14 protein-coding genes and 1 pseudogene are annotated in these 19170 nt (G+C 66.0%); 11 read left to right on the top strand and 4 right to left on the bottom strand.

Going from position 1 to position 19170, the window contains the following annotated elements:
- The first annotated feature begins 3 nt into the window (after positions 1 to 3).
- From BSIN_RS17220 to BSIN_RS17185, 8 genes are all read left to right on the top strand, one after another.
- Complete coding sequence (locus BSIN_RS17220) at positions 4 to 1371, top strand: undecaprenyl-phosphate glucose phosphotransferase (RefSeq protein ID WP_089341406.1); 1368 nt, start codon at positions 4 to 6, stop codon at positions 1369 to 1371.
- 122 nt (positions 1372 to 1493) lie between these two features.
- Complete coding sequence (locus tag BSIN_RS17215) at positions 1494 to 2762, top strand: polysaccharide biosynthesis/export family protein (protein WP_089341405.1); 1269 nt, start codon at positions 1494 to 1496, stop codon at positions 2760 to 2762.
- A gap of 2 nt (positions 2763 to 2764) precedes the next feature.
- Positions 2765 to 3229 (top strand): arsenate reductase/protein-tyrosine-phosphatase family protein, encoded by a 465-nt coding sequence (locus tag BSIN_RS17210; RefSeq protein ID WP_089341404.1) that lies wholly within the window; start codon positions 2765 to 2767, stop codon positions 3227 to 3229.
- 75 nt (positions 3230 to 3304) lie between these two features.
- The gene (locus BSIN_RS17205) at positions 3305 to 5590 is read left to right on the top strand and encodes a polysaccharide biosynthesis tyrosine autokinase (protein ID WP_089341403.1); all 2286 of its coding nucleotides are present in this window, start codon (positions 3305 to 3307) and stop codon (positions 5588 to 5590) included.
- Positions 5587 to 6825 (top strand): glycosyltransferase, encoded by a 1239-nt coding sequence (locus tag BSIN_RS17200; protein ID WP_089341402.1) that lies wholly within the window; start codon positions 5587 to 5589, stop codon positions 6823 to 6825. The genes BSIN_RS17205 and BSIN_RS17200 overlap by 4 nt, the downstream gene beginning before the upstream one ends.
- Positions 6822 to 8024 (top strand): polysaccharide pyruvyl transferase family protein, encoded by a 1203-nt coding sequence (locus tag BSIN_RS17195; protein ID WP_089341401.1) that lies wholly within the window; start codon positions 6822 to 6824, stop codon positions 8022 to 8024. Before BSIN_RS17200 ends, BSIN_RS17195 begins: the two co-directional genes overlap by 4 nt.
- Positions 8018 to 9409 carry a lipopolysaccharide biosynthesis protein gene (locus BSIN_RS17190; RefSeq protein ID WP_256583844.1) on the top strand — a complete coding sequence of 464 codons (1392 nt, stop codon included), beginning with the start codon at positions 8018 to 8020 and terminating at the stop codon, positions 9407 to 9409. The genes BSIN_RS17195 and BSIN_RS17190 overlap by 7 nt, the downstream gene beginning before the upstream one ends.
- The gene (locus BSIN_RS17185; protein WP_089341419.1) at positions 9399 to 10451 is read left to right on the top strand and encodes a hypothetical protein; all 1053 of its coding nucleotides are present in this window, start codon (positions 9399 to 9401) and stop codon (positions 10449 to 10451) included. The genes BSIN_RS17190 and BSIN_RS17185 overlap by 11 nt, the downstream gene beginning before the upstream one ends.
- 179 nt (positions 10452 to 10630) lie before the next feature.
- Here the strand turns inward: BSIN_RS17185 and BSIN_RS17180 are convergent, their stop codons facing one another.
- The 3 genes from BSIN_RS17180 to galU all read right to left on the bottom strand — a co-directional run bounded on the left by BSIN_RS17180 (position 10631) and on the right by galU (position 14141).
- On the bottom strand, positions 10631 to 11287 hold the full coding sequence (locus BSIN_RS17180) for a hypothetical protein (protein ID WP_089341399.1): 657 nt from the start codon (positions 11285 to 11287) through the stop codon (positions 10631 to 10633).
- 570 nt (positions 11288 to 11857) lie between these two features.
- Entirely contained in the window at positions 11858 to 13021 is a 1164-nt protein-coding gene (locus tag BSIN_RS17170) for a glycoside hydrolase family protein (protein WP_256583843.1), read from the bottom strand.
- A gap of 187 nt (positions 13022 to 13208) precedes the next feature.
- Positions 13209 to 14141 (bottom strand): UTP--glucose-1-phosphate uridylyltransferase GalU, encoded by a 933-nt coding sequence (gene galU / locus BSIN_RS17165; RefSeq protein WP_089341397.1) that lies wholly within the window; start codon positions 14139 to 14141, stop codon positions 13209 to 13211.
- A gap of 658 nt (positions 14142 to 14799) precedes the next feature.
- On the opposite strand from galU, the gene BSIN_RS17155 reads away from it, so the two are divergent.
- Positions 14800 to 16029 carry a diaminopropionate ammonia-lyase gene (locus BSIN_RS17155; protein WP_089341395.1) on the top strand — a complete coding sequence of 410 codons (1230 nt, stop codon included), beginning with the start codon at positions 14800 to 14802 and terminating at the stop codon, positions 16027 to 16029.
- Between the two features lie 857 nt (positions 16030 to 16886).
- Here BSIN_RS17155 and BSIN_RS17140 read toward each other — a convergent pair.
- Positions 16887 to 17367: pseudogene (locus BSIN_RS17140) on the bottom strand (IS3 family transposase); the annotation flags it as partial.
- 171 nt (positions 17368 to 17538) lie between these two features.
- Between BSIN_RS17140 and BSIN_RS17135 the strand changes: the two are divergent.
- Complete coding sequence (locus BSIN_RS17135) at positions 17539 to 18270, top strand: cytochrome b (protein ID WP_256583842.1); 732 nt, start codon at positions 17539 to 17541, stop codon at positions 18268 to 18270.
- Positions 18271 to 18497: 227 nt separating this feature from the next.
- Positions 18498 to 19097: a DUF1302 domain-containing protein gene (locus BSIN_RS17130; RefSeq protein WP_159935998.1), complete on the top strand. Its 600-nt coding sequence runs from the start codon at positions 18498 to 18500 to the stop codon at positions 19095 to 19097.
- Positions 19098 to 19170 lie beyond the last annotated feature (73 nt).

Raw genomic sequence — 19170 nt, 5'->3', positions numbered from 1 at the left:
GCGATGATGCCCTCGCTCTTTCAGTTGATCGACGTGTTGCTCGTCGTCACGGCGGCGCTCGGCGCGCCGTCCGGCAACGATGCGTTCGCTGCTGCGGGCGACATGCGGTTTGCGGCCGTCTGCCTCGACGCCGCGCTCGTGCTCGCCGTGTTTCCGTGGTTTTCGGTTTATCGCGCTTGGCGCGAGCAGCCGCTCGCGGCGCTCGTCGTCCGCGTGCTGGCCGCGTGGACGCTCGCGCAGACGTTGACGTTCGCGGTGGTCGTCGCGCTCGGCGGCGCATCGGCGGTGCCGCGGCAGTGGTTCGCCGGCTGGTCGGTGCTCGCCGCGCTCGCGCTCGTGGCGGCCCGCATCGCGGTGCGCCGCGTGCCGAGCGTGCGCGCGTCCGGGCGCCATGGCAAGCCGATCGCGATCGCTGCCGGCCGCGCCGAAGGGCGGCGCATCGTGAAGCGCATCGCGCTGGGCGCGCAGCCGGGTTTTCGCCCGGTGATCGTGTTCGATGCGCAATGCGTCGAGCGTACCGAGGTGTTCGGCGTGCCGGTAGTCGGGCGGCTCGAACCGTTTCTCGATGCGCTGCGCCGCCAGCGCGTGCGCGAACTGTGGATCGTCGCGCAGCCGGGCGAGACGCCGTTGATCGAGCCGTTCGTCGATGCGCTGCGCAACGACTTCATCGATATCCGCTTCATTCCCGAACTCGATCGCCTGCCGTTTGCCAACGGCGGCGTGACCGAGCTGCTCGGGCTGCCGGTGATCAACGTCGTCACGTCGCCGCTGCGCGACTGGCAGCGGCTGCCCAAGGCAGTGTTCGACCGGCTGTTCGCGCTCGCCGTGCTCATCGCGTGCGCGCCGCTGCTCGCGGCGATCGCGTGCGCGGTGAAGCTGTCGTCGCCGGGCCCGGTGTTTTTCCGGCAGCGTCGCATGGGCGTCGACGGCCGGGATTTCCGTATCTACAAGTTCCGCTCGATGCGGCTGCACGCGGACGAGCCGGGCCGCGTCACGCAGGCGACGAAGGGCGATCCGCGGATCACGAAAATCGGCGCGTTTCTGCGGCGCACGAGCCTCGACGAGCTGCCGCAGTTCATCAACGTGCTCAAGGGCGAGATGTCGGTGGTCGGCCCGAGGCCGCATGCGACCGAGCACGACGAGCTCTACAAGAACCTGGTGCGCAACTACATGTATCGCTACCGGATCAAGCCCGGCATTACCGGCTGGGCGCAGGTGAACGGTTTTCGCGGCGAGACGGACCGGGTCGACAAGATGGAGCGGCGCGTCGAGTTCGATCTGTACTACATCCGCCATTGGAATTTCTGGTTCGACCTGAAGATCGTGTTTCTCACGCTGTTGCGAGGATTTACCGGCCCGGCGGCCTATTGAGCGCGCCGGCCGGACCATTGGCCGTTGCGCGCCGATCCGCACGGATCGGCCCTGCGGTATCTGATGCCCCGTGCGGTTTGCCGGCCGCGCGGATATTCGTCGACTCCGATTGAAAAGAGCCCATGCAGTCTTTCGTCCTTGCCCGCCCGCGCGGGCGATTCGTGTTGTGCATGCTGTCGCTTGCGTTCCTTCTTGCCGGCTGCGGCGTGCTTGCGCCGGGCATGAGTTTTGTCGAGCGCGCGCCGCTCGCCGCGGCCGATGTGCCGGTGATCGAGCTGGACAGCCGGCAGATCGATGCGCTCAACGATGCGCGCAAGCCTCGCGCCGACGGCGCGATCGCCAAGCGTGCCGATGCCGCCGAGCGAGCCGATCATGACGATGCCGCCGACGTCGCCGCACTGGCCCGCGCCAGTGCGCGCCATGCATACCGGATCGGTCCGGCCGACGTGCTGTCGATCATCGTCTGGGACCATCCGGAACTCGTGATGCCGAATTTGACCTACGACGTCGGCTCGACGGCCGGTGCGCAGCCGCCGAGCGCGGGGATGACGGGCCAGAGCGTGCCGGGCTACCTGGTCAGTGCCGACGGCTACATTCAGTTCCCCTATGTGAAGCGGCTCGAGGTCGCGGGTCTGAGCGAAGCGCACGCGCAGCAGCAATTGGCGCGCGCGCTACAGCCGTATATCCGCGATGCGCAGGTTTCCCTACGCGTGGTCGGCTTTCGCAGCAAGAAGGTGTACGTCAGCGGCGAAGTCCGCTCGCCGGGCGTGAAACCGATCACCGACGTGCCGATGACGCTCGCGAACGCGCTCAACGAGGCATCGGGGGTGCTCGACAGCGGCGACGCGAGCCATATGGCGCTCATGCGCGGCGGCCGTCGCTACCGGATCGACTTGCCGCGCCTGACCGAAAGCGGACTCGATGCGACGCGCATCGTGCTGCAGGACGGCGATGAACTGCGTGTGCCGCCCGCGCGCGATTACAGCGTGTTCGTGATGGGCGAGGTGCTCAAGCCAGGGCCGCTGCCGTTGCGCTCGGACGGGCGGCTCACGCTGTCGCAGGCGCTCGGCGCGGCGCAGATCAATCAGGTGACGAGCGATCCGTCGCGCATCTATCTGGTTCGTCCGGCTCGTTCGACCGTGGCCGCACGAGCAAGCGCCGACGCGGCTCGCGGCCATGCCGGCGCGGAGCAGCCGAGCGCGCAGGCCCAGGTATTCCATTTCGACGGGCGCTCGCCGCAAGCGATGGCGCTGGCGCAACGCGTCGAGCTTGAGCCCGACGATGTGGTGTTCGTCGACGCGGCCGGCGTGGTGCGCTGGAACCGCGTGATCTCGCAACTCGTCGGCGGCACGGCGGCCGCGTACAACATCCAGCGCGCATCGGGAGGCTGACGATGATCGCGGCCGTACTCGTCGTCTGTCACGCGAACATTTGCCGCAGCCCGGCCGCGGCCGCGCTGCTTGCACGCGCGCTGCCGGACGTGGACGTCGCGTCGGCGGGCGTGCGCGCGTTGGCCGGCGCGGGCGCCGACCCGCAGATGCGCGAGGCCGCGCGCGTGCTCGGGCTCGATCTGTCCGCGCACCGCGCCACGCAGCTCGGCTCGCTGCAATGCATGCGCGCGGATCTGATCCTGGTGATGGACGCGCAGCAGCAGCGCTTCGTCGAATCACGCCATCCGTATGCACGTGGCCGCACGTTTCGCTTCGCGCTATTCGACGGCGGCCCGCCCGATATCGCCGATCCGCACGGCGGCCCGCGCAGCGGCTTCGACACTTGCCTCGCGCGGCTTGGCCGCTGTGCCGATGCGTGGCGCGCGCGCATCGCCGCGCTCGATGCCGGCGCGTTGCGCGTCACGTGACGCGCGCCGGCATCGCGTTTCATCGTCACGCTTTCGCATCGAACGAACCGAACGAACCGATTAATCGATCCACTTATGTCATCCATTCCAGAGACCCGCCACGACAGTCACGACGCGCGCGACGAACTCGATCTGGTCGGCGTGCTCGACATCCTGCTCGCGCATCGCTGGTCGATCGCCGCGATCACCGTGCTCGGCCTGCTGCTCGGCACCGCCTATGCCTTTCTCGCGCATCCCAAGTATCAGGCCGACATGATGATCCAGATCGAGGACAGCCCCGATACGTCGGCCGCCAAGAGCCTGCTCGGCGACGTGTCGTCGCTGTTCGACGTGAAATCGTCGGCGGCGGCCGAGGCGCAGATCGTCGGATCGCGGCTCGTGGTCACGCGCGCGGTGGACCGGCTGCGCTTTTACATCGACGTCAAGCCGAAGCGCTTTCCCGTGATCGGTGATTTCGTGTCGCGGCTGAACAGCGGCGTGACGGCGCCGGGCGTGTTCGGGCTCGGCGGCTACGCGTGGGGCGGCGAGCAGGCGGCGATCGAGCGCTTCGACGTGCCGAAGGACGCCGAAGGCGACACGTTCGCGCTGAGCGTGGAGCGGGGCGGCGCGTGGACGCTCACGGGCGACGATCTGGCGCAGCCGGTGCGCGGCCGCGTCGGCGAACTGACGAGCGTGCCGACGCGTTACGGCACCGCGGTGCTGAAGGTCGAACGCTTCGATGCGCAGCCCGGCACGCGCTTCACGCTGATTCGCAATTCGCGCGCGCAGACGATCGACGACGTGCAGACCCGTTTGGACGTGCAGGAAAAGATCAAGCAATCCGGCGTCGTCATCGCGACGCTCGCGGGCGACGACCCGGTGCGCGTGAGCGCGCTGCTGCACGAGATCGGCGAGCAATACGTGCGGCAGAACATCGAACGCAAATCCGCCGACGCGGCCCAGTCGCTCGCCTTCCTGAACGATCAGCTTCCGCTGCTCAAGGCGCAGCTCGACCGCTCGGAGGCGCGCTACACGAAGATGCGCAACGCGAACGGCACGGTCGATCTGCCGGAAGAAGCGCGCCTCGCGCTGCAGCAGAGCGCGCAGGCGCAGACGCAACGGCTGCTGCTCCAGCAAAAGCGCGACGAACTGGCGACGCGTTTCAATTCCGCGCACCCGAGCCTCGTCGCGATCGACCGGCAGATCGCGACGCTCGATGCGCAGGCGGGCGGCTTCGACGCGCAAATCAAGCGCCTGCCGGATTTGCAGCAGGAAGCCGCGCGGCTGATGCTCGACGTGCGCGTCAACACCGATCTCTACACGGCGCTGCTGAACAACACGCAGCAGCTTCAGCTCGTCAAGGCGGGCAAGGTCGGCAGCGTGCGGGTCGTCGATATGCCGATCGTGCCGCAGGAACCGGTCAAGCCGAACCGGCCGCTCGTGATCGCGGGCGCGGCGCTTGGCGCGCTCGTGCTGGGCGTGGTGCTGGCGTTCGCGCGCGATCTGCTGTTCGGCGGCGTGAATTCGCCCGACGAGATCGAACGCGCGCTCGGGCTGGACGTCTATGCGACGGTGCCGCTATCGGCCGAGCAGCGCTCGATCTTCCGCGCGGCGCAGGCAAAGCTTGCCGGCACGCATTTGCTTGCGAGCGCAGCGCCCGACGATCCGACCATCGAGAGCCTGCGCAGCCTGCGTACCGCGCTGCGTTTCTCCAAGCTCAACGGCGAGCGCACCGCGCTTGTGGTGACGGGCGCCGAGCCGGGCGCGGGCAAGTCGTTCGTGCTCGCGAATCTGGCGGCGGTACTCGGCGCGGGCGGCCAGCGCGTGATCGTGGTCGATGCGGACTTGCGGCGCGGTTACCTGAACCAATATTTCGGCGTGATCCGCGAACCCGGCCTGTCGACCGTGCTGCAAGGCCGGCTCGACGGCGACGACGTGATTCATCGCGGCGTCGTGCCGAATGTCGATTTCATCGCGACGGGCGCGCTGCTGCCGCACGCGGGCGAATGGCTGCTCAGCGAGCGGCTCGGCGCATTGATCGCGTCGCTGCGCGAGCGTTACGACTATGTGCTGATCGACGCGCCGCCGATGCTGGCGGCCACCGATGCGGCGATCCTCGCCCGTCATGCGTCGGCCGTGCTGCTGGTCGCGCGCGCGGCGCAGACCCGGCTGGGCGATCTGCGCGAAGCGCTCAAACGGCTCGCGCACGGCGGCCTGCGGCCGCACGGCGTCGTCATGAACGGGCTCACGCCGTCGTTGGGGCGCTACGGCGGGCGCTACGGACACTATCGCTATGTCGAATATCGCTACGCCGCCGACGCGCCGGCGCCGGGCGTGTTGCGGCGCATCGCACGCAGGCTTTCGGGCGGAGGCGCGCGATGAGCGGCCGGCTGCATGTGGAGGCGGCCGAGCGGGCCGACGCGGCGGCGCAGGCCGCGCCCGCGCGCAGGCACGCGCACATTGCGCAGCGCGCAGGGCGGCGACTGCGCGTGGCGCTCGTCGTCGAGGCGGCGGGCGGCGGCGTGGCCGTGCATGTCGCCGATTTGATCGACGGGCTCGCCGCCGCCGGCATCGAGGTCCATTTGATTGGCCCGACGGGCGCGCGTTTCGACACAAGCATTCTCCATGACGCCATCTTGCGGCGCTGCACGTCGGTCGTGCGCGTGCCGATGCAGCGCGCGGTGTCGTGGCGCGATGCGCGCGCCTATGTCGACGTGTTTCGCGCGCTCGCGCGCATCGCGCCCGATATCGTTCACAGCCACAGCTCGAAGGCGGGCGTGCTGGCGCGCGCATGCATCGGCGCGTGGCGGCACGTGTATACGCCGCATGCGTTCTACACGCTCAATCCGTATCTGTCGCCGGGCTCGCGCTGGCTGTACGGCTCGATCGAGACGCTGTTCGGAAAGTGGCGCACGGATCGCGTGATCGCCGTGTCCGACGACGAGGCGCGTCATGCCACCGGCAGCCTGCGCATTCCGGCGCGCGCAGTCCGCACGATTCACAACGGCGTGCCGGGGTTCGCGTTGTTGAGTCGCGATGCCGCGCGCGCGGCGCTCGGCATCGCGGGCGACGCATTCACCGTCGGTTTCGTCGGCCGCTTTTCGTTTCAGAAGGGCGTGGACCGGCTCGTCGCCGCGGCGGCGAGGCTCAACGAACGCTACGGCGCGCGCTTGCAGATCGCAGTGATCGGCATCGGCGATTTCGCCGCGCAAGCGGGGTGCGGCGCGGCCGCGCTGAGCGCGAATCTCAAGCTGATCGGCCGCGTGCAGGATGCGCGGCGCTACTTTTCGGCGTTCGATGCGTTCGTGCTGCCGAGCCGTTACGAGGGCTTTCCATACGTGTATCTCGAAGCAATGGCGGCGCGCTTGCCGGTGGTCACGACGCGGGTGGCGGGCGCGGATGAAGTGGTCGGCCGCCACGACGTGGGCATCGTCGTCGACAACGTCGACGATCCGGCCGCGCTGGCGGGCGCGCTCGGCACGCTGTTCGAGGACGGCGCGGCGCGCGCGCGGATGGCCGCGAACTGTACGCGCGCGATTGCGCATTTTTCCGCCTCGGGCATGGTGCGGCGCACTCTCGAGCTGTATCACGACGTTCTCAATGGAGGTTCACGATGAATCGAGTCAAGCATGTGGCGCTGCTGCACGCATATAGCAGACGTAATTCGGGCGACGGCCTGCTCGTCGATCTGTCCGTCAAGCTGCTGCGCGAGGCGTTCGGCGACGACGTCAGCGTCACGATCGTCGCGGCCGATCCTGCTTCGTTCGCCGATTACGACTCCGTGCTCGGCGCGCCGGTGATTGCCGATCGCGGCTTCACGCGGGTCGTCGCGTCGGCGAACCTGCTGGCGTGCGCGTCCACGCGCGGCGCGCGGCAGCTTGCGCGGCTGCTCGATTCGGTGGATCTGATCGTCGGCGTGGGCGGCGGCTATCTGCGTGCGCGCAATGCGACCGAGGCGCTCAAGCTGGAGGCCGGGCATATCCTGCAAATGCGTGCCGCGCGCGCTTCGGGCAAGCCGGCCGTGTATCTGCCGCAGAGCATCGGGCCGGCGAGCGCGGGCTCGGAGTTCGTGTCGCGCGCGCTCGGCCAGCATCTGGCTGGCCTGCTCGGCGGATTCTCGGGCGTGTTCGTGCGCGACGATCGCTCGTTCGAGTTTTTGAAAGGCAATGCCAACACGCGCCGCGCGCCCGATCTCGCGGTGCTGGAGTTCGGCGCGCGCGGCGGTGCGTTGACGCAGCAGGCCGCGCGCGCGGCGGCGGGGCCGGTCGGCCACGTGGCGATGGTGCTGCGCGAGGCGCCGAGCTGGAACGCGGCGCAACTCGATCGATACCGGCGCTCCAGCGCCGAGCTGATCGCGGCGTTGCAGGCGCGCTGCCGCGTGAGCTTCGCCGTGCAAAGCACCGGGCGCGGCAATGACGACGCCGCCTATTACCGGCGGCTCGGCATCGACCAGCCGCCGTCGCTGCGGCATCTGCTCGCGCACGACCGGCCGGACGTCGTGATTTCGGTGCGGCTGCACGGCGCGCTCGAATCGATTCTCGACGGCGTGCCCGCGTTCCATTTGAGCTATGAACGCAAGGGGTTCGGCGCATACGGCGATCTCGGCGTCGACGACTGGGTCGTCAACGCGGCGGATTTTGCGGCGATGCCGGTGGTCGCGCGCATCTTCGCGGCCGGGGCGATCGAGCGGTTCTGGGCGGTCGCGGCGCGCCGCGTGGGCGCGATCCGCACTGAACGCGAGCGCATCGTCGCGGCGCTGCGCGACGCGGCGCGCGTGTCGCAGCCGCGCACGCGGGAGCGCGCGGCCGCATGTTGACGCGTCTTTTGCTCAGGGTGTCGGCGCTCGGCGCGAAGTTCGCGCTGACGCTGGTCGTCGCGCGCGTGCTGGGTTTCGGCGCGGTTGCCGATTATGGGCTCGCGGTGGCCGCGTCGGTGATCGCGTCGAAGCTGTTCGGGCTCGGCTTCAGCGCCGAGATCAACCGGCGCCTCGCCGCTGCCGAGCCGCGCGAGGCGATCCGCGACGCGCGCCGCATCGGCGGCGTGTACGCCGCGTTTTATGCGCTCGTCGCAGCCGCTGGCGCGCTTTGTACCGATGCATATGCGTGGTTCGGCGCGTCGACGGCATCGGCGGGCGCGGCCGTGCTCGCGGTGGTGATCGCCGAACATTACGCATTCGAGGCGAATTCCTACGTGTTCTCGCTACACCGCACCGACGCCGGCGCCCGGATGATGTTCGTGCGCACCGGCCTCTGGCCCGCGTTCGCGATCGCGGGGCTCGCCGCCGGCTGGATCGGCCGCATCGAGACAGTGCTGTGGATGTGGGCTGGCGCGAACGCCGTCGTGATCGTTTGGGCGTGGGCCTCGATCGCGCGGCTTGCACGCGCGGCGCAACCGCCCGGTCCGCACGCCGGACATGTCGAGCACGCCGAGCCTGCCGGGCCTGCGAAACGCGGCGCGGCGGCAGCAGGGCGCCTGTGGCGCGACGGCGCGGCGTTTTACGTCGGTGCGGTGCTGCTGTCGGCGATGCAATACGGCGAGCGTTTCGTCGCCGACCGGCTGCTCGGACACGACGCACTCGGGCGCTATGTGTTCGGCTGGTCGATCGCCAATTCGGTGCAGACCGTATCGTATGCGGTGCTCGTCGTGATGGCCGCGCCCGTGTTGGCCCGCGCGGCATCGGATGCGCCCGCGAAGTTCGTGCCGCTCGTGATGCGCTTCGTCGGCCGCGCCGGCGCGCTGACGCTCGCGCTGAGCGGGGTGATCGCCGTGCTCGGCGCGCCGATTTTCCGGCTCGCGCACGAAACGCCGGGGCCGGACGGCACGTTCGTGCTCGCGGCTTTGCTCGTATCGTTCGTCGTGCGTTCGATCGCGGATATCGCGTGGGTCGCGGCGGTCGCGCTGCGCGAAGGGCGGCGGGTCGCGTCCGGGATGGCCGTGCTTGGCGCGCTGTCGATTGCGAACGACTGGTTGCTGATCGGCCGTTTCGGTGCGACGGGCGCGGCGCTCGCCCATCTATGCGCGAGTGTGGCGATAGCGGGTTGGCTTGCGTGGGTGATCCGGCGCCGCGCGCCTTGCGCGTCGGCTGGATCGGCCGGGCCGGTACCGCGCGCCGGCGTCGCCGCCGCATGGGATGCGCAGGCGGGGCCTGCCGCGCCGGGTGCCGTGCACCGCGAAGCTCGGGAGGGACGGCATGTTGCGTAAATGGCTGATGGGCGGACCGGTATTGAGTCGCGGCGTCGTGCGCACGGTTGCGGCGCTGTACGTGCTGATGTACGCGCTCGTGTATGCGAAGGCGGGCGCATTGCTGCCCGAATTCATCTTTCGCGACGCGGACAAGATCCAGGCGCAGATGGGCGGCGCGGACACCTACGCCGGCACGTCGTTCGACGCGGTCGGCAGGTTCTATGCGATGTTCGGTCCGCTCGTCGATGCGCTCGTGATCGGGATCGGCGCCTGCTTCATCTGGGCGATGCTGTGCCGCGCGAACCGGCTCGGCCTGATGGCGGCGGCGCTGGTGCTATCGATGCCTTGCGTGTTTTTCAATCTGTTCGTCGCAAGCAAGGACACGCTCGTCGTGCTGATTTCGCTGTTCGTCGCCCACGCGGCATGCCGGGACAATCCGCGGCGCGCGATGCTGACGGCGCTCCTCTGCTACGGCGCCTATGCCGCGCTCGTGCGCAGCTATTTCGCGCTGATCGCCGTGATCGGCTTCGGCGCGTATGCTTGGCGGAACTGCCCGCTGCAATGGAGGCTGGCCGGGGCCGCGACAGCTTTGCTCGCGGTGTTTCTGTTGCCGGGCAGCGTCTATGTCGCGCTGCTTCATTCTCGCGACATGGCGGTCGATTATCTCGTCTACCAATCGCCTTACGGTGCGCGCACGAGTTTTTACAACCCGCTCGATCCGTCGTCGTTCGCGGGCTTCGTCGGCGACTATCTGTACGCGCTCGGCCGGCTCAATCTCGCTTGGCTGTTTTCGCCGGGCATCAAGGAACTGGCGATGCAGCTCTTTATCGTGCTGGCCGTCGGCCCGGCGCTCGGTCAGCCGCAGGCGTCGCGCGCGCAGACGCTGCTCGGCTGCTTCGTGATCGGCCATGTCGCGGTGTCGATGTTGTTCGAACCGGATCTCGGCAGTTATACGCGCCACCTGTCGAGCGTTGCGCTGTATTCGATGACCGCGTTGAGCGCGGCGCGCCGGCGGGCGGGCGACTCGCGTGCCGCGGCGGCCGTGCCCGGTGCTGGCTGACCGGGCACATCGGACGCCGGCGCGCGCTGCGCCGGCGTTGTTGCCGGCATCGAGCTCGGCTCCGGCCGCGGGGGTAGTGCCCGCATGCGGCGTGGTGTGGGCGATGCCGCTCGGCGGTTCGTATCCCGCCGGCCGGACGTCAATGCAAAGCGCCCGATCGTTGCCCGCGACGCGCGATTTTAAAATGCCCGCGACGCATCGTTATTCCCTACCAGCTCGATCCACGGCGCATTGGCAAAGGTTCCATAGATATCCCGGGTGTCTGCGCTAGTGCCTGGCAGGTCGCCGCCCGACACTGTGATTTCCGTGGCATTAAAAATCCGCCGTCCGGGAGGCGGTTCTTTATCGAACAGTTTGTGAAAGGCGTACTTTGCCAGCCCGGCGAGCGTCCAAGCGGGGCTGAGAAGCTGAAAGACCGAATGAATCGGTGTGTTCTGATGCTCGGCTCCAGAAAGAATGCTGGCTTCCCGGCTGTTCGCCTTGTTCAGAACGATCGAGCCATCGGGGTTCATTTTGCCGATGCTCACGCCTTTCTTGTTGAAAAGGGTGCCGTCGCGATCCATTTGCGCTTGGATCGATCCATGATCAGTACTCAGCTTCACGCCGTGAAGCCCGGCGCCGTCGCCGACCAGGCCCGCGGCGCCGATATTCGCATAGCCATTTATTATTTTTGCGCGCTCAGTGGCGCAGGGAGATTGGGCCGCGTTTTTTACATCGGTCGCAAAAGCGCTGTTGTTGAGATACGAGCCGATGAAATTGTAGTTGTCGATCAGCGCCGAACCCGCCGGAAGCGGGCCTGCCGTATTGTGTGCGCTGATTCCGTGAAAATTAATCATGCCGATTGGTCCTCGAGTTGACTTTTACCGTTCCCGAAAATAATAGGATCGATAGGTGTGGCCAGAATACTCAAGTCCGATTTCCACGGTTCTTTAAATGCGAAACCGCATATGGCTGTGCGAAAGACAAGTTTCTGATGGTCTGCGCCAGAGCAGAAATGACGGGCGAGCGGAGAGTTTTGATATTTCGGTTTCGTCGAACATTAAAGATCTATAGCTTGCCGCCTATTGAAATGCGCGCGATTCAGGCTATCCGTGCGCGAGCGAGGTTCGCCGGCAGTGCGGATGCCGTTGGCCGTCGAGCTTGCGCCGCTCACGGGCATCGTCCATGCAGGACGGCGGTTAAGCCGATTTGCGCGCGCTCGGCGCGAGTCCGCCCAGCGACCGTTGGAGCAGTTTTCGGATCGATTGCCGGTTGGGCGTGTCGGCAGGGCCGGGCCGCTGGCGGGCCGGCGGTGCGATTGAGGCGGCTGTCGAGCCGCTATTGGCGCGGCACTGGCGCAAACGCGCGGCAGCGCGCGTGCATGGCGCGCATCGCCCTTAGGCTGCGCATGCGCCTTTCGCCGCGGGTCAGCGGTTGCCGTTGCCGTTGCCGGCCGCGGCCGCGCCGGCATGGTGCAGCAGCATCCGTAATTCGCCGCGCGCGGCATTCAGCGCGGGCTTGTCCGTGCCGCTCGATGTCACCAATCCGAAGTTGCGTTCGCGGCTGTTGCCGCCGTTGGCCGTATTCTTCCATTCGTAGATCGACACGACGGGCGTGCCGACCGATGGAAGCTCGGCGAGAAACGCCTTGAGCCGATCGGCTTGCGCGTCATCGCCGCCGTTGACGATCAGCGACGGTGTGCCCCATTCGGTGATCACGGCGGGCAGGCGATAGCGTGCATGGGCGTCTTTGCTGGTGGCACGGATCGCTTGCTCGGTCATGCCGTAGGCGTGGTACGAGATCGCATCCAGGCAGTCGGGTGCGGCCGTGGCGAGTTGGCCGAGCAGCGCGTCGGCAATTGAGCCCGGCGACGGTGCGTGCGCGAAACCGAAGCCGACGACGGGCGCGGGTCTTTGTCCGCGCGGGCCGAGTTGCTGGCACGCGGCGCGCATGTAAGGCACGAAGTTTTGTTCGACGTTGCCGGTCGGCCAGTACTTGCCGAGATCGGGCTCGTTCCATAGTTCGACGGCGAGCAACTGCGACGCATAAGTGCGCGCGAGCGCCGCCGCAGCGGCGCCGAATTTCGCGCCCGCCTGCTCGAGCGCCGCCGGCGTGGAGGCGGCGGCCGGCGAGACGGAGTCCACCGCGCGCACCGTCATCAATACCGGCAGACTGGCCGCGCGCGCGTTGGCGAATGCCGCCTTCACCCGGCTCTGGTACGCTACGTCGCTTAGCCGGTCGATCCAGACGCCCAGGCGGACGAAGTCGAAGCCGACCGCGCGGATTCGTGTCGCATCGGTTGAGCTGAATTCGCCGAGCTTGACCTGCACGCCGACTTGCAGCGGCTGGTTTGGCGCGAGTGCAGGCGGCTGCGCGTGGGCCTGCGTCGCCGCGAACACGAGCGGCGCGGCGATGTAGGCGACGCGCGCCGCGAGCCTGCCGCACGCCGCGAACGAGCGCCTGCGCGGGCGGCATTGGCCTGCCGTGGCGCCGGCAGCGGGATCGGCCGTACCGGAGGCGGGAGGCAGCGCAGCGGTGAATTGTCGAGCCGGGGTCGCGATCGCTGCGCTTGACGTGAGACACCGGCCCATTATCGAAGCGGATGGAATCATCATGTTGGAAAAATTGACGCGATCGTTTCGATTTTTTGGCCGCCTTGCCGCGGGCGGCGCGATCGTCGGCGTGGCGATCGTCGCGGCCGGCCTTGCGGCGGGCGCGGATAAACTGCGCGGGGCCGCGACACGGCAGCCCCGCGCTCCGGCTGATGCCGATTAAACGTCAAACCGATTCGACGGGCAAGCGTTCCGATGCAGCCGGCGCAACCAGCGCATTTCGTGGCGCAAGTGGTACGCGCTCGCGCAGATAAGCGGCGAACTCGTCCTTGACTTCGGGGTGTCGCAGGGCGAATTCGATGGTGGCCTTGAGATAGCCGATTTTGCTGCCGCAGTCGAAGCGGGTGCCGCGATACTTGTAGGCGAGCACCTGCTCGTCGTTGAGCAGAGCCTGGATGGCGTCGGTGAGCTGAAGCTCGCCGCCGGCGCCGGGTTTGAGGGCGCGCAGATGGTCGAAGATGCGCGGCTTGAGGATATAGCGGCCGACGACGCCGAGATTGGAGGGGGCGACGTCGGGTGCGGGCTTCTCGACGATGGCCGACATTTTGATGATCGAATCTTCCCATTCCTTGCCGTCGACGATGCCGTAGGACTTGGTGTCGGCTGGGGGGATTTCCTCGACGCCGATCACGGAGCTGTGATAGTGGTCGAAGACGTCGACCATCTGCTTCATGACGGGCGGGCGGCCGTCGAGCAGGTCGTCGGCGAGGATCACGGCGAAGGGGTTGTCGGCGACGAGTTTCTCGGCGCAGAGGACGGCGTGGCCGAGGCCGAGGGCTTCGGGCTGACGGACGTAGAAGCAGTCGACGTGGCTGGGCTTGATGCTGCGCACGAGTTCGAGGAGTTTTTCCTTGCCGCGAGCCTCGAGTTCGGCCTCGATCTCGTAGGATTTGTCGAAATGGTCTTCGATGGCGCGCTTGCTGCGGCCGGTGACGAAGATCATCTCGGTGATGCCGGCGGCGATGGCTTCCTCGACAGCGTACTGGATCAGCGGCTTGTCGACGACGGGCAGCATTTCCTTCGGGCTCGCCTTGGTGGCGGGCAGGAATCGCGTGCCTAGACCCGCGACCGGGAATACCGCCTTAGTGATTTTGAGCATGATGAACGAAGCGTTAGTGCGATTGGATGGGAGGATGCAAGTTCGCTGCGTCGTCAATCTTACGTGGATTGGCGGCGGTTTTTCCGAAGAAATCTTGTCCTAATCGGACAGATACGTGCTGGCCGGGCAGCGATTTGACCGATATCAATTCGCCGGTGCGCGCCGGACGGGGCGGCCGCTTGGTTCGGATAACAGAATATCGGGCGCGCCGCGCACGCAGCGCGGTGTCAATGGCCGAGAGCGGCCGGCGCGTCCGGCTCAATCCCGGCGCGGATCATGGCGATCGGCGTCTTGAAGTGGTTGACGTTGCGGTTCGAAAAAGCAATCGAAGCGTGAGTTCGTTGTACCGATCCAAATCCTTCACTGTCCGAATCAGTAAGAAGTCCCCGCCAGTTTCACGTGCCGTCGACGCGGCGGCACGCACGAACCGGCGGGCATCGCACGGCAGCGCGGTTTCATCGCATCGAGCCAATCGATCTGCCTGCGCGCGACTTTCGCGCGGCGTGAGGATCGCCAGGCTGCCGCCGCCCCGCGCCCGAGCGACGACCGCGCCGCAATGTTATCTTGGTCGACGGGAGCCGGACGCAAGCGATCCATACCAACACATTCGATTCGCGGCCCAGTGCCAGGCCGCGCAACAGCAAGGAGCCGTTTCGACATGTTGTTTGCCAACCCTCAGTCTTCCCGCATCGCGTACCCGGAGGAATTGCGGTGCCTCCTCAATATCGAGTCGGCGCACGAATGTGGCGCGTGGCTGTCGCACTGGGATCAGATCAGCCGCGGCGCCACGCCGTTGCGGGATTTGCCGGACGCCGCGGCGAGGCTGGGCATCGCGCGGCTGAGCGTCAAGGACGAATCGCAGCGTTCGCCGCTCGCGAGCTTCAAGGCGCTGGGCGCACCGATCGCATTGATGCGCGCCATCATGCGCGAGCCGCAAGCGCGTGACATCGAGCCGCGCGCGCTGATCATGGGGCGGTATGCGCCAAGGCTCGCGAATCTGACCGTTATCTGCGCGACCGACGGAAATCATGGGCGATCATTGGCCGCGGCGGCGCAAGCAATCGGTTGCCAATGCGTGATCGTGCTTCATGCAAATGTCGATATCGAGCGCGAACGGGCGATTGCGGGCTACGGCGCGAGGATCGTCCGGATCGACGGCAATTACGACGAATCCGTCGAGCATGCCGCACGGCTTGCCGCGATGAACGGCTGGCAAGTCATCTCGGACACTTCGTATGAAGGCTACGAGATCATTGCGCGAGACGTGATGCAAGGCTATGGCGTGATTGCGGCCGAAATTGTCGCGCAACTGCGCGGCGAGCCGGGCCGGCCGGCTTTTACGCATGTGTTTTTGCAGGGCGGGGTGGGCGGTCTGGCGGCCGGCGTCGCGAGCTATCTGTGGGAGCGCTATGGCGCCGCGCGGCCGAATTGCGTCGTGGTCGAGCCGCGGCAGGCCGATTGCCTTTATCAGAGCGCGATCGCCGGGCATGCCGCAAAGGCGTCCGGCTCGATCGATTCGATCATGGCCGGCCTCGCGTGCGGTGCGGCATCGCCGCTGGCGTGGCGGGTTCTCGCGCGATGCATCGACCATTTCATGACGATCGGCGATGACGACGCGATCGCGGCAATGCGCTCGCTGGCAGCGGGTTCGGCGCGCGATGTGCCGCTCGTTGCGGGCGAATCGGGCGCGGCGGGATACGCGGGCGTCGCGACGCTGATGCGGGACAGCGAACTGGCGCGTGCAGCCGGGTTGGGCGTGCATTCGCACGTGCTGGTCATCAACACGGAAGGGGCGAGCGCGCCCGGCGTATATCGGCAGCTCGTCGGTGAATCCGCCGAGGCGGTTGCCGCGCGTCAGCGCGCATGGGTGCGGCGTACCCCCTGCTGACGCGGCGCGCCGTTCACGCGCGATGACCTGCGCGCGGTGGAACGCTTGCGGCAAGGCCGGCGCAAGCGTCGGCGGGGCCCGTTTCACCGGCATCTCGAAGCCGGCATCGAAGCAGTCAGGATCTCGAACTATGCCACGACCATCTCGAAGGCCATTGCTGAGGGTCTTCGCCGTCGGTTGTCAGATAGCATTCCAGTTGGTCCTTGGCGTATGAGACGCAGGCGTTACGGCATCATTGGAGTGACGGGCGCAGGCAGATTGGGAGCGTATGTAACCGGACAAGCTGCGTTGTTTTTCACCGCTTGCCAGTGGAGCAGTGCCTGTCTGCCGATGCGAAACATGAAAAGAGGCCCGCTGTACGCGGGCCTCGTGTAATCAGCAATTGCCTTTCTTTGCCTGTCCGGGCGGGCAGAACCCGTTCCCCGGGCCTCCCTGTGGTGCGACGACGACCGGCGCACCCGGACCGTAAGCGACGCACCCGCTGAGCGCGCCGACCACGCTCGCCGCGGCGAGCAACGCGATAATTCCTTTCTTCACTTCATGCTCCCGTTTTCCGTTATTGAGGAGGAGGCCGTTCGGCCCGTTCGATGAGGCTGCCGACACGTCAGAAACTGAAATGGACGTCCGACTGATGGGTCGTTGCATTGACGCTCGTCGATTGCGTTGCTTCCGACGCTGCGGCTGCCTCGACTGCATATTGTGCCGCTGCGGCGGGCGAAGCAGTCAAGCGCGACAGGCAGAAAGCGCCAAGTAAGCGCCGACGATCGGTGCGACCGTGGGCACGTGGAGCGCATAGACGAATGCATTGGCGCGTGTAGTGAGCTTCCCTCGGTTTTTCGCCTTCCAACGGTCCCGAGTTATGCAGCGGCATCCTTGGTCTGCTGAGCTTTGACCCAGTCCCGAAGGAACCGCTGCGGAGAAACCAAGCCGAGTGACGAATCTCGACGACTGCGGTTGTAAAACACTTCGATGTATTCGAACAGATCGGCCTTCGCGTCCTGATGCGTCCGGTAGCGCGTGGCGTGAACCCGTTCGTTCTTCAAGCTGTTGAAGAAGCTTTCCGTCGGTGCGTTATCCCAACCATTTCCCCTTGCGACTCATCGAGCAACGCATGCCGTAGGCAGCCAGCCTCCGCTGGAACTCGTGGCTTGCAGACTGGCTGCCGCGCTCCGAATGGCACGGCGCGCCGGGGGCGGGACAGCGGCGAAACCATGCCATTGTCAGCGCGTGCGTCGCGAGATCCGCCGTCATGCGCGGTTTGATCGACCAACCCACCCCTTCTCGGTTGAACCGACCGAGCACCACGGCCAGATACAGCCAACCCTCGTCGGTCCAGATGTCACGCTGAACGGCGGCCAGCTTGAACTCCGCCGTGTACACCTGTTTCGGTACCTTGAACATGCCTGATCCCCTTCCTTTCCGTCGAGTTTATACACGACCTCATGGAAGGCGAAATTTCAGCGGAAGCTCAAGGTGTCCGTTCGGAACAGCGAACAAACAGGAGACAACATGGGCGCAACGAAGACCGCTGTGGCGTCGGCATCATGCCGCGCAGCCGGATTCGTTGTTAGGCGGCTTTCGCTCCTGTCGGCGCAGAGGTATATCACCTGGGGCAGGTTGCATGCCAGGCAGGCGGACACCACCGATCTAGGAGGCGATGTCGAGACCGTGGGCTCGTTCAACATGCTTTGCAACGATGGCCGGCGCACTCGGAACCCCGATCCCGATTCTCCCGCCGGCCGGTATGACGGCTTAACTCGCGCACTGCACTGGATCTTCGCAGCGATCATTCTGTACACGATGATCACCGGGTTCTCGCTACATTTAATCGAGAACCTGGTGATACGGCGCTTCGTCTCAACGCTGAACATGTCGCTCGCGACTTGTCTCGTCCCGCTGTTCCCCGTTCGCTATATCTGGTCGTTCTTTCGCCCGCCAGTCGCGCCAGTCACCACGATTCGACGAACGCAGCAAGCGATCGCGCGTATCGTCCATTCGCTCATTTACGCAATAACGGGTTTTGTGCTCATGGGCGGCATCCTGATGGTGCCCGACGGTTATTGGTTCTTCGGGCTTTTTCATGTTGCAACGCCGTTCTCCAAAGGCTCCGTTACCAACCACTGGTACTTCTTCCACAAGAATGCTTGCTACGGACTGTTCATACTCGTCGTGCTCCATATCGGTGCTGCGCTCAAGCATCACTTCATCGAGCGAGACGGCATTCTCAAAAGGATGCTTTGAATGTTCATGCACGCATGGGCCGTCGGAAACGACGAATCCGATGCGCCATCTTGCGTCGAATTATCTGGTTTCGAATCGTCGAAAGTGACGATGTTGATTGCCGTATTTATTTGTAAATTATCCAACATCCGTCGGGGCGGATGCGTGTGCCGAATGGACCGCAAAGCCAGTCACGTAAAAAGGATTCTGAGATGTCGTGCAGAACATCGAAGATACAGGGAGACAACATGAACATGTCGAAGATCGTGACGCCGCCGCTGCGTCGCACCGCGAGATTCCCGGTCGCGCGGCTTTCTCGCTTGGCGGCGCTGGTATACCTCGCCTGGGGAGGGATGCATGCCGCGCATGCGGGCACCATCGACTTCGGCAACGGTATCGAGGGCCTGTGGTCGCTCACTGCGTCATACACCAGTGGCTGGCGCATGAAGAACCCCGATCCGGATCTGATCGGCATCGGTAACGGTGGGCGGGCTTCCGCGTCGACGCAATCCACCGACAATAACTTCGGCAAGGGCAACAATTTTACGGATCTGTTGCGAGTGGTAGGCGACATCGACGTGCACAAGGGGAGCACCGGCGTGGTGCTGCGCGCCAAGGTATGGGATGACTTGCGCTACAGCAGGGGGAGCGTATCCTTTGGCGCGCCCAGCAACGGCTTCACGCCCTATACGAAGCTCGACGACAGTCACTTCGACACGAATCTGTCCAAATTCAAGGGGTTCGAACTGCTGGACGCCTACGCCTACAGCAGCTTCGACCTGGGCCAAACGGCCCAGTTGAAGGTACGGGTAGGACAGCATGCGGTTAACTTTGTCAGCGTCGGATAGATACTCCCCACTTTCGTCGAAGTAATTTTCCCCAGTTTTTTATCTGACGGTGCCGCGGTAGCGGCGCCGTCCT

Source organism: Burkholderia singularis (assembly GCF_900176645.1).
Lineage (GTDB): Bacteria > Pseudomonadota > Gammaproteobacteria > Burkholderiales > Burkholderiaceae > Burkholderia > Burkholderia singularis.
This window is presented reverse-complemented; position numbering and strand designations above follow the sequence as displayed.